This is a genomic window from Vibrio sp. 1069 (assembly GCF_033340555.1).
Map to the genome: position 1 here is coordinate 1 of NZ_JAWOWP010000020.1, position 15656 is coordinate 15656.

At 45.4% G+C, this 15656-nt stretch carries 12 protein-coding genes and 2 pseudogenes; 9 read left to right on the forward strand and 5 right to left on the reverse strand.

From position 1 onward, the window contains the following. Positions 1-95: 95 nt before the first annotated feature. Positions 96-1838, reverse strand: a pseudogene (locus R7040_RS21210) (BCCT family transporter). A gap of 313 nt (positions 1839-2151) precedes the next feature. On the opposite strand from R7040_RS21210, the gene R7040_RS21215 reads away from it, so the two are divergent. The 6 genes and pseudogenes from R7040_RS21215 to R7040_RS21240 all read left to right on the forward strand — a co-directional run bounded on the left by R7040_RS21215 (position 2152) and on the right by R7040_RS21240 (position 8029). Next, positions 2152-3339, forward strand: a complete 1188-nt coding sequence (locus R7040_RS21215; protein WP_005375185.1) for an aromatic ring-hydroxylating oxygenase subunit alpha — start codon at positions 2152-2154, stop codon at positions 3337-3339. 1 nt (position 3340) lies between these two features. Beyond that, positions 3341-4762, forward strand: coding sequence for an aldehyde dehydrogenase family protein (locus R7040_RS21220; protein WP_005375192.1), 1422 nt, complete (start codon positions 3341-3343; stop codon positions 4760-4762). Positions 4763-4919: 157 nt separating this feature from the next. Then, positions 4920-5081 (forward strand): annotated as a pseudogene (locus tag R7040_RS21225) (rubredoxin); the annotation flags it as partial. Next, entirely contained in the window at positions 5070-6353 is a 1284-nt protein-coding gene (locus R7040_RS21230; RefSeq protein WP_318081528.1) for an NAD(P)/FAD-dependent oxidoreductase, read from the forward strand. The pseudogene R7040_RS21225 and the gene R7040_RS21230, both read left to right, overlap by 12 nt. Before the next feature lie 12 nt (positions 6354-6365). After that, a complete protein-coding gene (locus R7040_RS21235; protein WP_318081525.1) occupies positions 6366-7682 on the forward strand; it encodes an FAD-binding oxidoreductase in 1317 nt (438 codons plus the stop codon). Next, the gene (locus tag R7040_RS21240; protein ID WP_053303838.1) at positions 7679-8029 is read left to right on the forward strand and encodes an ethanolamine utilization protein EutQ; all 351 of its coding nucleotides are present in this window, start codon (positions 7679-7681) and stop codon (positions 8027-8029) included. The genes R7040_RS21235 and R7040_RS21240 overlap by 4 nt, the downstream gene beginning before the upstream one ends. Before the next feature lie 226 nt (positions 8030-8255). Here R7040_RS21240 and azu read toward each other — a convergent pair whose 3' ends face one another. The 4 genes from azu to norR all read right to left on the reverse strand — a co-directional run bounded on the left by azu (position 8256) and on the right by norR (position 12401). Further along, positions 8256-8708 carry an azurin gene (gene azu, locus R7040_RS21245; protein ID WP_005375211.1) on the reverse strand — a complete coding sequence of 151 codons (453 nt, stop codon included), beginning with the start codon at positions 8706-8708 and terminating at the stop codon, positions 8256-8258. Positions 8709-9043: 335 nt separating this feature from the next. Then, complete coding sequence (locus R7040_RS21250) at positions 9044-9694, reverse strand: HAD family hydrolase (protein WP_005385872.1); 651 nt, start codon at positions 9692-9694, stop codon at positions 9044-9046. Positions 9695-9950: 256 nt separating this feature from the next. After that, positions 9951-10469, reverse strand: coding sequence for a transcriptional regulator (locus R7040_RS21255; protein WP_318096988.1), 519 nt, complete (start codon positions 10467-10469; stop codon positions 9951-9953). A gap of 399 nt (positions 10470-10868) precedes the next feature. After that, positions 10869-12401, reverse strand: a complete 1533-nt coding sequence (gene norR / locus R7040_RS21260; RefSeq protein ID WP_258634038.1) for a nitric oxide reductase transcriptional regulator NorR — start codon at positions 12399-12401, stop codon at positions 10869-10871. A gap of 191 nt (positions 12402-12592) precedes the next feature. Here norR and norV point away from each other — a divergent pair, with 191 nt between their 5' ends. From norV to R7040_RS21275, 3 genes are read left to right on the forward strand one after another with little or no spacing between them, the layout of a single operon-like run. Beyond that, positions 12593-14095, forward strand: a complete 1503-nt coding sequence (gene norV, locus R7040_RS21265) for an anaerobic nitric oxide reductase flavorubredoxin (RefSeq protein WP_171345498.1) — start codon at positions 12593-12595, stop codon at positions 14093-14095. Between the two features lie 10 nt (positions 14096-14105). Continuing rightward, positions 14106-15254 carry an NADH:flavorubredoxin reductase NorW gene (norW, locus tag R7040_RS21270; RefSeq protein ID WP_206959004.1) on the forward strand — a complete coding sequence of 383 codons (1149 nt, stop codon included), beginning with the start codon at positions 14106-14108 and terminating at the stop codon, positions 15252-15254. Between the two features lie 42 nt (positions 15255-15296). After that, positions 15297-15635: a DUF1971 domain-containing protein gene (locus tag R7040_RS21275; protein ID WP_206959002.1), complete on the forward strand. Its 339-nt coding sequence runs from the start codon at positions 15297-15299 to the stop codon at positions 15633-15635. Positions 15636-15656: the final 21 nt, after the last annotated feature.

Genomic DNA, 15656 nt, shown 5'->3' on the forward strand with positions numbered 1-15656 from the left:
CTTTAAAATACAAAACGCCCGATGAAGTACATCGAGCGTTTTAGTTAAAAAGTGTCAACCCATATCAGGACGGGTCAGATTGATGAAACGACTCACTAACTTAGTACTGGTCCCTGATTGAGTGTGGAATCATCTTTTAGTGAGGATGTTGAAGCAATAGGCTCGGAAACCACTGTTTTGCTTTCAACAAGCGGTTCAACAGGACCATCAAGTTTCTCTTGCTCTGGGTGAACATGCTCTGGAAGCATTGCCCATGGCTTAGGTTCGCGTCGAATACTATGAAACAGCGTTAAGCTCATCACCGCGATAAAAATGGCGATAGGGAAACCGGCAATAATGGAGGCCGTTTGCATTGCTTTTAACCCTCCTGCGTATAGAAGTACTCCCGCAATGGCTGCGATCATGATCCCCCACAATACGCGTATAGAGGTGGGAGGCTCACTGTGCCCAGCGGCATCGAGGGTACATAGAACCAAGGTACCCGAGTCTGCGGAGGTAATGAAATAAGTACCGAGTAATAGACACGCAAGCACGCTAAGTAGTTTACCAAACATACCTGTATCTAGATTGTCGAATAGCGTAAACAAAGCGCGTGTCGTATCGGCTTTAGTCGCTTCAAGAATCGGGCCGCCAGAAAAATCCGCAGGTGGTGTTTGTTTGGCTTCTTGTGCCGCAGTGACTTGCTCTTGATGAGCAACACGAGCGTCTTGCTCTACCTTCAACGCTGCACCACCAAATACTGAAATCCATAAAAACGTGATCAGCGTGGGTACGATTAGAGCACCGCCGATAAGTTCACGTATTGTGCGTCCTTTAGAGATACGAGCCACAAACATGCCAACGAAAGGTGCCCAAGTCATCTACCAAGGCCAGTAATAAGCCGTCCACCAGTTTTGCCAGCCAGAGTCATTCTGTGCATCGCTCCATAAGCTCATACCGACAATGTTTTGTGCATAAAGCCCTGTGCTTTCAAGTAGCGTATTTAAGATATAGCGAGTTGGACCAATGTAAAGTACGACTAGCACGAGTGCGAGTGAAAGCAGCATGTTCCATTCTGATAAACGGCGAATACCTTTTCCTACACCAGATAGCACCGACGCAACCGCACAAGTACAAAGGGAAACGATAATAAAGAGTTGAATCCCCAAACTAATTTCTAGACCAAAGGCTTGATTCAAACCAGAGTTTATTTGGATAACTCCCATCCCCAAGGTTTGAGAGATACCGAAAGCAGTCACCGCGACTGTTAGGATATCAACCGTGTGCCCGATAGGCCCATAAATACGATCACCAATCAAAGGGTACAAGATAGAGCGTAGGGTAAAAGGCAGATCTTTACGGTAGGAAAAGTAAGCTAATGCGAGTGCAACAATGATAAAGACAGACCAAGGATGTAGACCCCAGTGAAAGAATGTCAGTTTCATTGATGTTGTTGCGGCTTCATTGGTCAGGCCTTGAGTAAATGGGTTGTCAGCGTAATGCCACATCGGTTCGGCGACCGACCAGAAAATCAAGCCTATCCCCATGCCTCCGGAAAAAAGCATGGATACCCAAGACAAATAACTAAACTCTGGTTTTTCGTCATCTTTACTCAAACGAATATGCCCATATCGACTAACCATAAGGTAAAGAAGAAAACCGACAACGAGTGAAACAAGTCCGATGTAAAACCACTTCATATTCTGTAGCAAAATGCCGGAAATCGTTTCGAAGTATTGGCCCGCTTGATTGGCGAGAATGGCGCAGAAAAGTACAAAACCGATAACGACGATCTTTGATGCGATTGTCACAGTCGGATTGAGTCCTTTCAATATCCCAGATGTTGCTCTCATAGGCATCCCTCACAGTGCGTTTGTTTTAACGTTATTGTTTGTTGCGTTATTGTTAATTTTTGAAAGAGAGTAGAGAGAGGGCTTTTGTGTTTCAACTGATTAATACTCATCGGTTAATGAGTATTAATCATGACAAGAAGATCATTGTTAATTAAAAGGTTATTTTTTTGTTCGAGATCAATGCATGAATGACAAAAACTCATCCAAGCCCGGCGAAAAAGTCGTTTGTTTGTTGCCGGGTTGTTAATCAAAATTATCTCCACTAACACAACACGATGTTGTACGCACTGGATGCAACTCGACTCTCGGAGATAAGAATATGAGCAATGTCAACCAAACCATTATTCCTGTTGAACTTGTTGATAATGTACTGAACCCAATCAGTGAAGCAACAGGAATGCCGAATCAGGCCTACACCAGCGAAGAGTATTTTACTTTTGAGCGTGATCAGGTGTTTGGTAACACTTGGGTATGTATTGGTTTTGCATCAGACCTGCTTAGAAATGGTTATGTAATGCCACTTGATTTCATGAATCTTCCACTACTCATGATGAGAAATCGTCAAGGTGAAGTCCAAGTCTTCCACAACGTGTGTAGCCACCGAGGTATGAAGCTGGTTCATGAGGCAGGCGAAGTTCAAGGCATGATTCGCTGTCCTTACCATTCATGGACGTACGATCTTGACGGCAATCTAAAAGGCACACCACACATCGGTGGTATCGCAAAACACAAAGATGACCGATTTAAGTGTGAAAAGCACGGCCTTAAGCCACTTCGTTCAGCCGTTTGGATGGACATGGTATTCGTCAACTTATCGGGCAATGCAGAAAGCTTTGAAGAGCATATCGCGCCGCTAGAGCAACGTTGGCAGCAATTCTTAGGTGAAGAAGGATTAGGGCTTCTTCGCCGCGTGAACATGGGTGGCAACTTAGAGATAGAAGTGAAAAGTAACTGGAAGCTTGCCGTAGAAAACTACTGTGAAGCTTACCACTTACCTTGGGTGCATCCGAGTTTGAACAGTTATTCTCGCCTAGAGGATCACTACAACATCATGTTTGCAGAGCGTTTTGCTGGCCAAGGTAGTCTCGCATACAACCTCTCTGATACTGCAGGAACACACTTACCTAAATTTCCAAGCTGGCCAGAAGATAAACTGCGTCATGCAGAATATGTTGCACTCTTTCCAAACGTGTTGCTTGGTATTCAAGCCGATCATGCCTTTGCAATGATGATTGAACCAATCACTGCGAATAAAAGTGTTGAGCACCTACGTGTTTTCTATGTGGGTGATGAAGCAACGAAAGATGAGTTCGCTGCGTGCCGTACTGCTACCGTTGAGTCATGGCGAGTCGTATTCGGCGAAGATATTGGAGCGGTCGAGGGCATGCAGGAAGGTCGTTACTCACCTGGCTTTGGTGGTGGTGTGTTCTCACCAGAAATGGATGTTCCGACGCATTTCTTTCAAACCTGGTTGGCAAAGCAAGTGAAAGCGGCACTGGAGCAGTAATATGATGCATTACCTTAATTATATTGATGGTGAGTGGTGCGATTCAGAGCAAGCGCTGACCGTCATTAACCCTGGCACAGCCGAAGCGTATGCGACGATTGCAGAAGCCACTATCACCGATGCCGACCGCGCAATGGCAGCGGCACGTCGAGTGGTCAAGCAAGGTCTTCTTTCGGACGTTCGTCCAGCCGTCAGAACCGAGTGGATGTTAAAAGCCTCCGCGGCTATTCGTGAAATGGTTGATGAAGGTGGGTTAGTTGCCTGCCGTGAAAATGGGAAATCTTTGCAAGATGCCAAAGATGAGTTTTTAGAATCGGCACGTTACTTCGAATACTACGCTGGCATGGCCGACAAGCTGGAAGGCACGTCAATTCCATTGGGTAAAGATTATGTCGATTTCACCCAATATGTGCCGTTTGGTGTGTCAGTGCAGATTGTGCCGTGGAATTTCCCAGTTTCTATTTGTGCACGCTCATTAGCACCTGCATTAGCTGCTGGTAACGCAGTGGTGATCAAATCGCCAGAGATTTCCCCACTCGCTATGACGTTGTTGATTAAAGCGATTGAAAAAGCGGGCTTCCCAAAAGGCACGATTAACTTGCTATGTGGCAAAGGCTCAGTCGTTGGCAGCCACTTGGTGCAGCATCAAGACGTTGATCAAATTGTCTTTACAGGTTCTGTGCCGACCGGCCAACGCATACTGAAAGATTCAGCGCAACGCGCCACACCATCTGTGATGGAGCTGGGTGGTAAATCGGCCGCTATCGCACTGAAAGATGTGAGTCTCGAAACGCTTTTACAAAGCGTTCAAGTCGGCATTTTCTTTAACGCTGGTCAAGTTTGTTCGGCAATGTCTCGTTTGCTAATTCAAAAAGAGCGTTATGAAGAAGTAAAAGCGGCGGTAGTGGAAATGGCAAAAAGCCTAACTATTGGTCAAGGCGAAAGCCAGCCGGACATCACACCGTTGGTATCGGCTGATCAACAAGCACGCGTGCTTGAAATGATAGAACAAGCAAAAGCCGACGGCGCGAACATCCTAACGGGTGGGTACGCCCCTGATTTGTCAGGTTACTTTGTGGCACCGACGGTGATTGAAGCCTCACCAGATATGCGTATTGCTCAAGAAGAAGTGTTTGGCCCTGTACTGGTAATTACACCGTTTGAAACCGAGCAAGAGGCCGTTGAAATCGCGAATGGCACCGATTTTGGCCTGGTCGCTGGTGTCTTTGGTGAAAGCCTAAACCAAACATTGCGTGTGGCACAGCAACTGCGTGGTGGACAAGTGTTCATCAATGAATGGTTTGCTGGTGGCATCGAAACACCATTTGGTGGCGTGGGCTTGTCCGGGTTTGGGCGAGAAAAAGGACAAGAAGCGATTTATAGCTACGTCCAGACACGCAATATTGCCATTCGTTTGCAGTAAGACAGCAACGTATAGCTACCGTGTAACTGTATTTTCATCACCTCGTACCGGCTTGGATTTCAGACCACAAGCTAGGGCGAGGTTGATGGAATCACAACAAATCTGACAGCGGTTTGTAAACACGGAAATTCTGAACAAGGTAGTTGGAGTATAAGTGATGAGAAAGTGGCTCTGTATTATTTGCGGCTTAATCTATGATGAAGCACAAGGTTGGCCATCCGATGGCATTGCACCAGGAACAGCATGGGAAGATGTACCGGATGACTGGTTATGTCCTGACTGTTTAGTGGGTAAGGCCGATTTTGAAATGATCGAAATCACCGACGATGCGCCACTAGAAGAGGTTGCAGCTGTGTCTTCGGTGTCGGTAGAAGCGTCTGTTCAGCGAAATACGGCTCAGCCTCTTCCATCTGAAGTTACTCAACCTGTATTCTCAAATGACCCTATCGTTATCATAGGTAGTGGCCACAGTGGTTACCAGTTGGCGGCGGCACTTAGAGCACAATCCGAGACGGTTGCTATCACCGTCTTTACCGCTGATGATGGCGCTTTGTACAGCAAACCAGCTTTGTCTAATGCGTTGGTCATGAACAAAGACGGCGACGCGCTGCAAAGTGAAAGCGCGTTGAAGTGGGAAAGCCGTCTCAATATCCGCGTTTACCCGCATACGCGTGTTGAACAGATCGATCGTGCCAATTCAACGCTACATACCTCCATCGGTAAATACGCCTACAGCCGCTTGGTACTGGCAACAGGTGCATCACCGATTGAAATCCCAATTGAGGGCGATCGCTCTTGGGTTATGAGTGTGAACGACTTAGTTGACTACCGCCGTTTCAGATCGGAGCTGCAAGACAAAAAGCGCATCGCGATCCTAGGTGATGGCTTAATTGGCTGTGAGTTCGCGAATGACCTGATCGAAAGCGGTTATGAAGTGACAGTTATCGGGTTGGGTCAATGGCCAATGGAGCGTTTGATCCCGCAACAGTTGGGTGAATCATTACAAAGTGCACTCGCCGAACGAGGCGTGCAATGGGCTCTACAAGACAGTATCGCCAGAATCGAGCCAAGGTCCGAATCCAGTGCGGTTTTACATCTGAACAGTGGCAAGCAGATTGAAGCAGATCTAGTGCTGAGCGCGGTTGGACTCAAGCCAAATGTTTCTCTGGCTGAGCAAGCAGGGCTCGAAGTGGGCCGCGGCATTAAAGTGAATCAATTCGGCCAGACGAGTGATGAGAATATTTACTCGCTAGGTGATTGTGTTGAAACTGATCACGGGTGGCAGCCCTATATTGCGCCGATTAATCAAATGATCCCTTCTGTAGCGAAAAGCTTGCTAGGCGATGTCGCCTCTATCTCGTTAACACCAACTCCAGTGATTGTAAAAACGCCGATTCTTCCACTCACGATTTTCCCGGTAGCCGCTGAAGAACAGGGACAATGGTACATCGAGAACCAAGCAGATGAATTGACCGCTGCGTTTTATTCACCAGAAGGAGCAATGCTCGGTTTTGCGTTGCTAGGAAGAAAAGTACAGTCATTACGCGGCCCTTGGCTAGATCAATTGTCATTGAAACTGTCAGCAGCGTAGCGGAGAAAAAAGATGATTCATTTACCCAATGATGACGTGACGTGTGGTTGGTATCATACGTTGCCAAGTATTCCAGAAAAATCGGCGTTAAAAGGTAAACAAAGTGCTGACTATGCCGTGTTAGGTGCCGGTTTCGCAGGCCTAGCTATGGCAAGACGTTTAGCTGAACTTATGCCTAATGCACGAATTATACTGATTGATGCGCAACGTATCGGCCAAGGGGCTTCAGGAAGAAATTCGGGCTTTGTTATCGATTTGCCTCATAAGTTTTCACTTGAGCATCCCGACCCTGAGCACAAGCAAAAGTTATTATCACTCAACCGTTCTGCGATTGCTCAGCTAAACACTTTAGTGTCGAAGCACAGTATTTCTTGTCAGTGGTCAGCAAAGGGCAAATATCAAGGAGCCGTAGGGGCGCGCGGTGAAGCATATCTCGATCACTTTGAGCACCTAATGAAAGACCTTGGCGAACCATACTTCCATGTTAATGGCAGTGAGCTGGCGAAAGTCTTGGGAACCAACTACTACAGCCGAGCAATTTACACGCCAGGTGGTTATTTAATGCAACCTGCTGCTTTGGTGCGTGGGCTAGGGGAAAGCCTTCCAGAGAACGTCGAGGTGTTAGAAAACTCGCCAATCCGCAAGCTCAGTAAAGAAAACGGTTGCTGGGTATTACATGGAGATAGTGGCTCTGTTGAAACCCCTGAACTGCTGCTTGGGACCAGCATTTTTACTCGGGAGTTTGGTTATCTTAAAAACAGATTACTTCCAGTGATGACGTTTGCAAGCTGGACGCGTCCATTAACCGACGCAGAAATGCAGCGATACGGAGGTGAGCTGAATTGGGGGTTAACTCCAGCTGATCATGCGGGAACGACGTTACGTATGACCGCCGATCGACGTATTTTGATCCGCAATACTTACAAACACGTGCCGAAATATGGCTCAAGCATGAACGATAAAGTCAGAGAACAAATTCGCGACGATCATCGTCAGGTCTTTCTGGCGCGTTATCCCGAGCTGGCCGACGTACCATTTACTCACACATGGGGTGGGGTGTATGCCATCTCTCGTAACTTTACTAACTTTTTCGGCCAATTAGATGAAGGTGTTTATGCCAGCGCTTGTGACAATGGTGTTGGTGCTGCGTGGGGAACCATTTCTGGAACACTGTTAGCTGACTATGTCGTTGGTGCGACATCTAAATCATTGGATGACATACAGCAAGTGACAGGAATGCCTTGTTTGAATCCGCCAGAGCCTTTTTTAGGTTTGGGAGTAAAAACGCGTATCCAATTAGCAAAATGGCAAAGCCGGAGTGAATTATGAAGCAAGTCAAACTTGTTGATAGTAAAAACCTAGATTTTAATGTTCGTGGTGATACGCCGGGAATGGCGTATGTTGCCAGGGCGTTAAGCCCAGAAATTTCACCAAACATAGGCGTAGGCTTTGCTAAATGGGAAGGCGCTAAAGTGGCTTGGACAGTGCTTTATGATGAGGTTATTTTCGTGATTGAAGGCTGTTTCGAGCTGACCGCAAATGGTGAAACACATTTTGTGCACCCAGGTCAGATGCTGTGGATACCGGAAGGGACTGAATTGGTTTATGGTGGGCATGCTCTGTTCGGCTATGTGGTTCATCCAGGAAACTGGAAAGAGTTACATGGTATTGAATGACTTTTATCATTTAGTTGTGTTTCGGAAAGGCAAAATAAAAATCTGATTTTTAACCATAACTTTTCGCAAAAGAACTTAATCTCAGTGGAGCAAGGGTTTCATACTTGCTATGTTTCTTGGTCACGTTTCCAGACGTGTTAGACCTTTCTCAATTGCTATTTTATCTATCAAAAAGGGAAGCCTTGGCTTCCCTATAATGAGTCTTCTTTTGGCTTGGCTAAAGCTTTTATTTTAGCTCAAATTTACCCTGCATGATTGCCCAGTGACCCGGGAACGAACAGAAGAATGAATAGTCACCGCCGGCTTTCATTTTCTCAGTACTGAACGTAATGCTGGTGCTTTCACCGCCACCAATTACTTTTGTGTGAGCGTAGACGCGATCATCATTTGGTTTTACGTAGTTATTTTCTGCTCCAGCTGCCATGCCATCAGTACCGACTGCTTGTAGGTTGGCTGTGTCAGAGATGACCACGTTGTGACCCATCGATTGCGCTGGCATCTTACCTGTGTGATTCAGCGTTAGTTTTACCTCTTTACAAGTGGCTGGTACGCTCAATGTTTTAGTAGAAAACTGCATCATATCGTTAGCATCTAATGACACTTCACACTCGGCACTGGCTTGGGCACCAAAGCTCATTCCTACTAATGCGAAGGTTGTTGCTAATAAACGTAAAGACATATAACACTCTCCATTTTGTATTTTAGGCTGACTTGGATTGATCTTATCCAATAGTTCTCATTATCAGCCAATTTTCACTCCAAAAACGTGCTTCAATCGGTATATTGACGTTTTGTTGCAAGCTTGTACTGGTCAGTTCCGCTATTTGATCACTCAAATGCCTTATTTCATGCGATTGCGTGAGTTAAATCAAAAGTCGTGATTAGCCAGAGTTAAGGTGAAAATAATCTCTCTAAACGGGTGGCAGAATTGTTTGGTTTTACGGTATTGGAGAGGTTTCAAGAAAGAAGCTCAGCTAAATTGCTGAGCTTCTAGAGAACAGACGACAAGTAGGCCTAGCGAGTTTGCTTTAACGTGTGCAACACATCATGCAGTGAAGGTGCGACAGTATGGCCTAATTGCTTTATTTCGTCACAAGGCTCAACCAAATCAGGAATTTGATAAGTGATCATGTTCGCTGCTACCGCAGCACGTACGCCATTATTTGAATCTTCAAAAGCGAGACATTTGGTTGGATCTACGCTTAGACGACTTGCTGCAAGCAGGTAGATCTCTGGATCAGGTTTGCCGTGTGACACTTCACAGCCTGTCGTTAAGTTGTCGAAATACTTGCTTAGGCCCGCTAACTCCAACTTCTTCTGTGCCACTTCTTTTGCTGTAGAAGTGGCGACTGCAATTGGCAACCCTTGGCCTTTCAACCACTCAAGCAGCTCAATCACCCCTTCTTTTACCGGTATCGCTTGGTGCTTAACCACAGCGTCGTAACGGTCGCGCCACTCTTGGTGTAAGCGGTCAAGATCATCCCCATAAGCTTTACGAAAAATCACTTCAATGCCCGCTGCATTGCGACCAATGATTGAAAGATAAACATCTTTATAGAAGGGTAGGTTCTGGGCTTCACATGCTTCTTGGAAAATATGCATACAGACGCGCTCAGTATCAAGGAGCAAACCATCCATATCAAAAATAGCAGCTTGGTAGTTCATTACATTAAGACTTTTTGGTTGGGATGGCGCATTTTGACACAAGCAGATCGGTTTTTCTTCTAAAAATTAGAACTTGATTTTGATCCTATGAGTTCACATTGCCTTTGAACACACTATACACAGAGTCTATAAACTAGGTGTGAAATATAATGTTTTTAAAATTAGAAAAATTTCAGTTAAATAGATAAAACTCTATCTTAATATAAGCTAGAGTTTTATTAATATCCTATTGTTATTTTAACTATTGAATGATTTATTAATAATAAAATAATACCAAGTCACGATTGTTTACGACTTCATGAGTGTACCAGCTCTTGACTTCAGATATTTGTTGCTCTGATAAGCCTCCGAAGTCAACGTTATCTTGGTGAATATCTTGATTTTTTATCATAAAAACAACAGGGAAATCGTCAGGGAATGGGAATTTTATAGGATAATCGGTATTAGTGAATGGAATATCGCAGAAATCGTTTACATCGCAAGGATACCAAGAGTTATTGGATAAGTAATAACCAGTTATCTTACATATAGCTTCAAGCAAGTAAGCATAGGCGTAACCCAAGTGACTGTATTTTATCTCTTCAGACAACATTTGCATAAGAAGCTCTTCAGCTCGGATGCTTTCGCCACTACTTTCCAGCATTTCATTAATCGCCTTAAAGGAGTCTTGACACCTTTCCATGATGGCTTTTTCTAGCTCTGGATTACGCTCATTCTTTAGTACGTTAAAAACCTTTTCAGTATCTAATGAATATACTGTCGCCCCATATCCCATATTTTATTCTCCTCACTTTTATACAGTTAAATTCATTTAAGTGTTTTTTATCGAAGGGATTATATTTTGATGTTTTTTGAAGGTAAATTGTATATATAGAGGTTGTATTTATTATGATGAACTTTGAAAGTTTAAATTCTTAAAATAAATACTATATATTTAATTTTATTAGATCTAGCTCATAAAAATACCTTAACTATTATTGTGTTTATTGTTAAGGGTTATTAAATCTGTGAGGTGGTTCAAGACAATAAAATTTAGAAGAAAATACCGTCAAACTTAGGTGGCTATTCTATCTGAGCACTCAGCCCACTACTTATGGTGGGCTGAGTGCGCGGTTGGGCATCAGGCACATTATTTGGCGATGAATATGCCATATTAGGTGATATTCGTTAGTGTCTATTTTATCCCTAGGCGTTTTGCTAAGCGGTGTAAATTACCGTTATCTAATTCAAGCTGACGTGCCGTTGCTGCCCAGTTACCTTGGTTCTCTTCCAGAACTCGAACAATCATCGCTTTTTGGAAGGCGTCTGTGGCAGGCTTTAATCCGCCTTCTGGTAGCTCAAGCCGAGATTTTTGTTCCGTTTTTTCAACGTTCTTGATGTTCTGATTCGGCGTTCGAATATCAAAATCTTGCTCAACTAACTCAATGTCCATGGCGTGGGTACGCGCTTTTGCCAAAACACCAGCACGTTTAATGACATGTTCTAGCTCTCGCACGTTGCCCGGCCATGAATAGTCTTTGAGTGCTTGTACTAAAGTGGGGGACAAACGAATGCTGTTCAATCCCAATTTGCTTCTTAAGCGTTCGGCAAAAAAGCCTGCGAGTAACACCACATCGTCTTCACGTTCACGAAGAGGTGGAACATGAAGCGGGAAGACACTTAAACGGTGATATAAGTCGGCTCGGAAGCGCCCAGCAGTCACTTCTTCATGCAATATACGGTTAGTTGCGGCGACAATGCGTGTGTTGACTCGAATATGGCGGTCATCACCCACACGTTGAATGTCGCCGTATTGTAGGGCTCGAAGTAACTTAGCTTGCAGTTCTAACGACAGTTCGCCGACTTCATCCAAAAACAGTGTGCCGCCGTCGGCTTGTTCGAACTTACCTTTACGATTGCTGATCGCGCCTGTGAATGCGCCTTTGATATGGCCGAACAACTCGCTTTCCGCGACTGATTCTGGCAGCGCCGCACAGTTGAGGTAAACCAAAGTATTGTTCGAGCGGCTAGAGCGATGGTGAATAGCGCTCGCAACCAACTCTTTACCCACGCCCGTTTCTCCCATGACCAATACAGACAACTCCGTATCGGCGACTGCATCAATCTGCTCTTGAAGATTTTGCATGCCCTGAGAGTTGCCAATGATTTCATTACTTAAGGTGCGTTTCTCGGCGTAAGAGTCGCGTGGCAGGCTCGCTTGTGTCTCTAGCTGTTCTAGTAGGAGTGCAGTGTGCAAGCCACCTGCTGCCAATGCGCTGACAAAACGTAACTCTTGGTTGCGTAGCCCATCAAATTGGTTGGGGTCGAAGGCGTCAATCGTAATGGCACCAATCAGTTGATCGTCGATCAGCAGAGGTAAACCAATGCAGGAATGGACATGCAGTTTGTCATCGTGGTTAGGGATCAAACCATCGTATGGATCAGGTAAGTCGCTGTCAGAGGGAAAGCGCACGATATCGCCTGCTCGGGCAATGGCTTCTAATCTTGGGTGCTGCTCAATGGAGAAACGGCGTCCAAGCACTTCTTTCGCCAATCCATTGATCGCTAAAGGTTTAAAGTGCTGGTCTTCATACAAAAGAAGGGCAGAAGAGTCACACTTCAATACGTCTCGAATCGTGGTTAACAACGTATCGAAGCGAGCCTGTTGAGTGAGGGCCGAGTTAAGGTCTTGCGTGATGTGTAGCCATTGCGCGATTAAAGAAGTCATAGCCAATACCGATTGTGTCAATATGACTATTGTAGTGTCTTAATGACAATTTTCAACTGTGTCTAAATGACAGTTTTTAAAGTTGGATTTTAATTAAGGTGTTGAAATATATAGTAATTAAAAGTTGGCGCGCCCAGTGCAATACAAGAAGAAATTATTTTTTGTTTATCCCGTCATTCAAGGTAGTAATTATGACAATTCACGTAAAAAACAACATCCACTGGGTAGGTCAACGCGATTGGGAAGTTCAAGACTTCCACGGTACAGAATACAAAATGACAAAAGGTACCAGCTACAACAGTTATCTAATTCGTGAAGAGAAAACCGTATTGATTGATACGGTCGATCATCGATTCAGTCAACAATTCATCCAAAATTTAGAGATGGAAATCGACCTTAAGTCTATCGACTTTATCGTGGTAAACCATGCAGAAGAAGATCACTCGGGCGCATTGTCTGCATTGATGGAGAAAATTCCGAACACACCAATTTACTGTACAGAAGCGGCGATTGATTCGATTGTGGGTCATCACCACCATCCTGAGTGGAACTTCAAAACCGTAAAAACGGGCGACAGCATCGATATCGGTAATGGCAAGCAACTAGTGTTCGTGGAAGCGCCGATGCTGCATTGGCCAGACAGCATGATGACCTACCTAACGGGCGATGCAGTGTTATTCAGTAATGACGCATTTGGTCAGCACTACTGCGATGAACGCTTATTCAATGATGAAGTGGATCAAAATGAGTTGATGGAACAGTGTTTGCGTTACTACTCAAACATCCTAACGCCATTCAGCAGCTTGGTAACCGCTAAAATCAAAGAAGTGCTGAGCTTTAATTTGCCTGTCGACATGATCGCAACGTCACACGGTATTGTATGGCGCGATAATCCGGTTCAAATCATCGAGCAATACTTAGCATGGGCAGACAATTATCAAGAAGATCGCATTACGATTTTCTACGATTCAATGTCAAATAACACCCGAATGATGGCAGATGCAATCGCGCAAGGCATTCACGATGTCGATCCTGGTGTGGCGGTCAAAGTCTTTAATGTCTCTAAGCATGATAAGAATGAAATTCTCGCCAACGTATTCCGCTCAAAAGGCATCTTGGTTGGTTCGTCTACCATGAATAACGTCATGATGCCGAAGATCGCAGGCATGCTAGAAGAAATTACCGGTCTGCGCTTTAAGGCGAAGAAAGCCGCTGCATTCGGTAGCTACGGGTGGAATGGTGGCGCGGTGGATCGTATCCATGCTCGATTGACCGACGCAGGTTTTGAAACCGCAGTGAGCTTGAAAACCAAATGGCGACCAGATGGTAAAGCGATGCGTGAGTGTCGCGAACATGGTCAAAACATCGCGAAATTGTGGGCAAAGCATGACCTGACAAGTCCTGTTATTTCTCCGGCGATTGTGGCGTCTGCACCACAAGTTCAATCACAACCCGCTGCGCCAGCGACAACACAAGCTGTGATAGATGCTGCTCCTAATAACCCTACTACCGAGGCGCATCCCGCAGATTGTCAATGCATGGTGTGTACAGTTTGTAATTGGGTATACGACCCAGCTAAAGGTGAGCCTAATCAAGGCGTTGAACCGGGTACGGCATGGTCTGAAGTGCCAGATTACTTCTTGTGCCCAGAATGTCACTTGGGTAAAGACGTCTTTGTCGAATACAACGGGTAAGGGGGCGAATATGCAAGCACCTATTGTGATTATTGGTAGCGGCTTTGCGGCTTACCAATTGGTGAAAACAGTGCGTCGAATTGACGCACATATTCCGCTGCAAGTGTTTACTGCTGATGATGGCGCGGAATACAACAAGCCTGATTTGAGTCATGTATTCAGCAACAAGCAAACCGCCCAAGACTTGGTAGTTAAAAGTGGTGAGGCGTTCGCACAGGAACACAACATCGAACTGTTCGCCCATACCATGATTGAGCATGTCGACGTGCAAGCTCAGCAAGTGGTCGCCAACGGCCAAACCTATCCTTACTCCAAACTGGTGCTTGCGACAGGCGCGAAAGCCTTTGTGCCACCAATATCTGGCGATGCAGCACCTGAGGTGATAACGCTAAACTCGCTACAAGAATATCAATTAGCGGAAGAGCAAATTAGCCGTGCGAAACGAATTCTAGTAATGGGTGGTGGTTTGATCGGCGTCGAGATCGCCATGGATCTCGCAACCAGTGGTAAAGCAGTTACGGTGGTTGAGCCAAATCCCCGTTTGCTCGCTAACTTGATTCCTGAATTCGTCGCATTGCCGCTTGAAAATCAACTTAAGCAGCAAGGTATTCAACTTGCCTTGGAGACTGGAGTTGTCGCGATCAATCACTCGGATGATTCGCTGGTGGCAAGCTTGAGCAAAGGTAAGGCAATCGAAGCTGATGTAGTGATTTCAGCGGCGGGTTTACGTGCTAACACTTGGTTAGCGAAGGCTTGTGGGTTGAGTATCAATAAAGGCATCGAGGTGGATGCTCGATTACAGACATCAGCAGCCAATGTATTTGCATTAGGCGATTGCGCTGAGATCCAAGGTCGAATGATGCCGTACCTCCAACCGATCGTGCTAAGTGCCAATGCTTTGGGCAAACAACTACTGGGGCAAGAAGCAGAGTTGAAACTACCACCCATGATGGTAAAGGTCAAAACGCCGAGCTACCCAATTCAATTGGCAGGCGATTTTAGTTCGGTGACGAACTGGAGCGTGCAGATTTCTCAAACAGGCATTGCCGCGAAAGCAGAAGATGAAAATAGCCGACTCATGGGCTTCGTCGTGACGGGAGAACAAGTTACGCAAGCATTTCCATTGCTTCGAGAGTTGTCTCAAGCCGGTCAGGCTTAACCGATTTAAACGAAAAGAATTGTAATTAGAGAGGGTATTATTATGTCGCATCTACGAATTCCTAAAGACTGGACTGTTCAACGTTCAACGCCTTTCTTCACTAAAGACAATGTGCCACCAGCGCTACTTACTCATCACAATACCGCTGAGGGTGTGTTTGGGCAGCTGTGCGTCATGGAAGGGCAAGTGACTTACTACGGCTTTGCTGATGAAAATGCCACAGAAGCAGAAGCAGTGGTGGTGATTAATGCAGGCCAGTTTGCTACAAGTCCACCGCAGTACTGGCACCGCATTGAGATGAGCGATGATGCTCAGTTCAACATCAATTTCTGGTCGAACAAGGACAAGAGTGGGCAAGCGATGTTCCACGCTAAGCAGTAGTGAACCTTTGTAAGTGCTTTG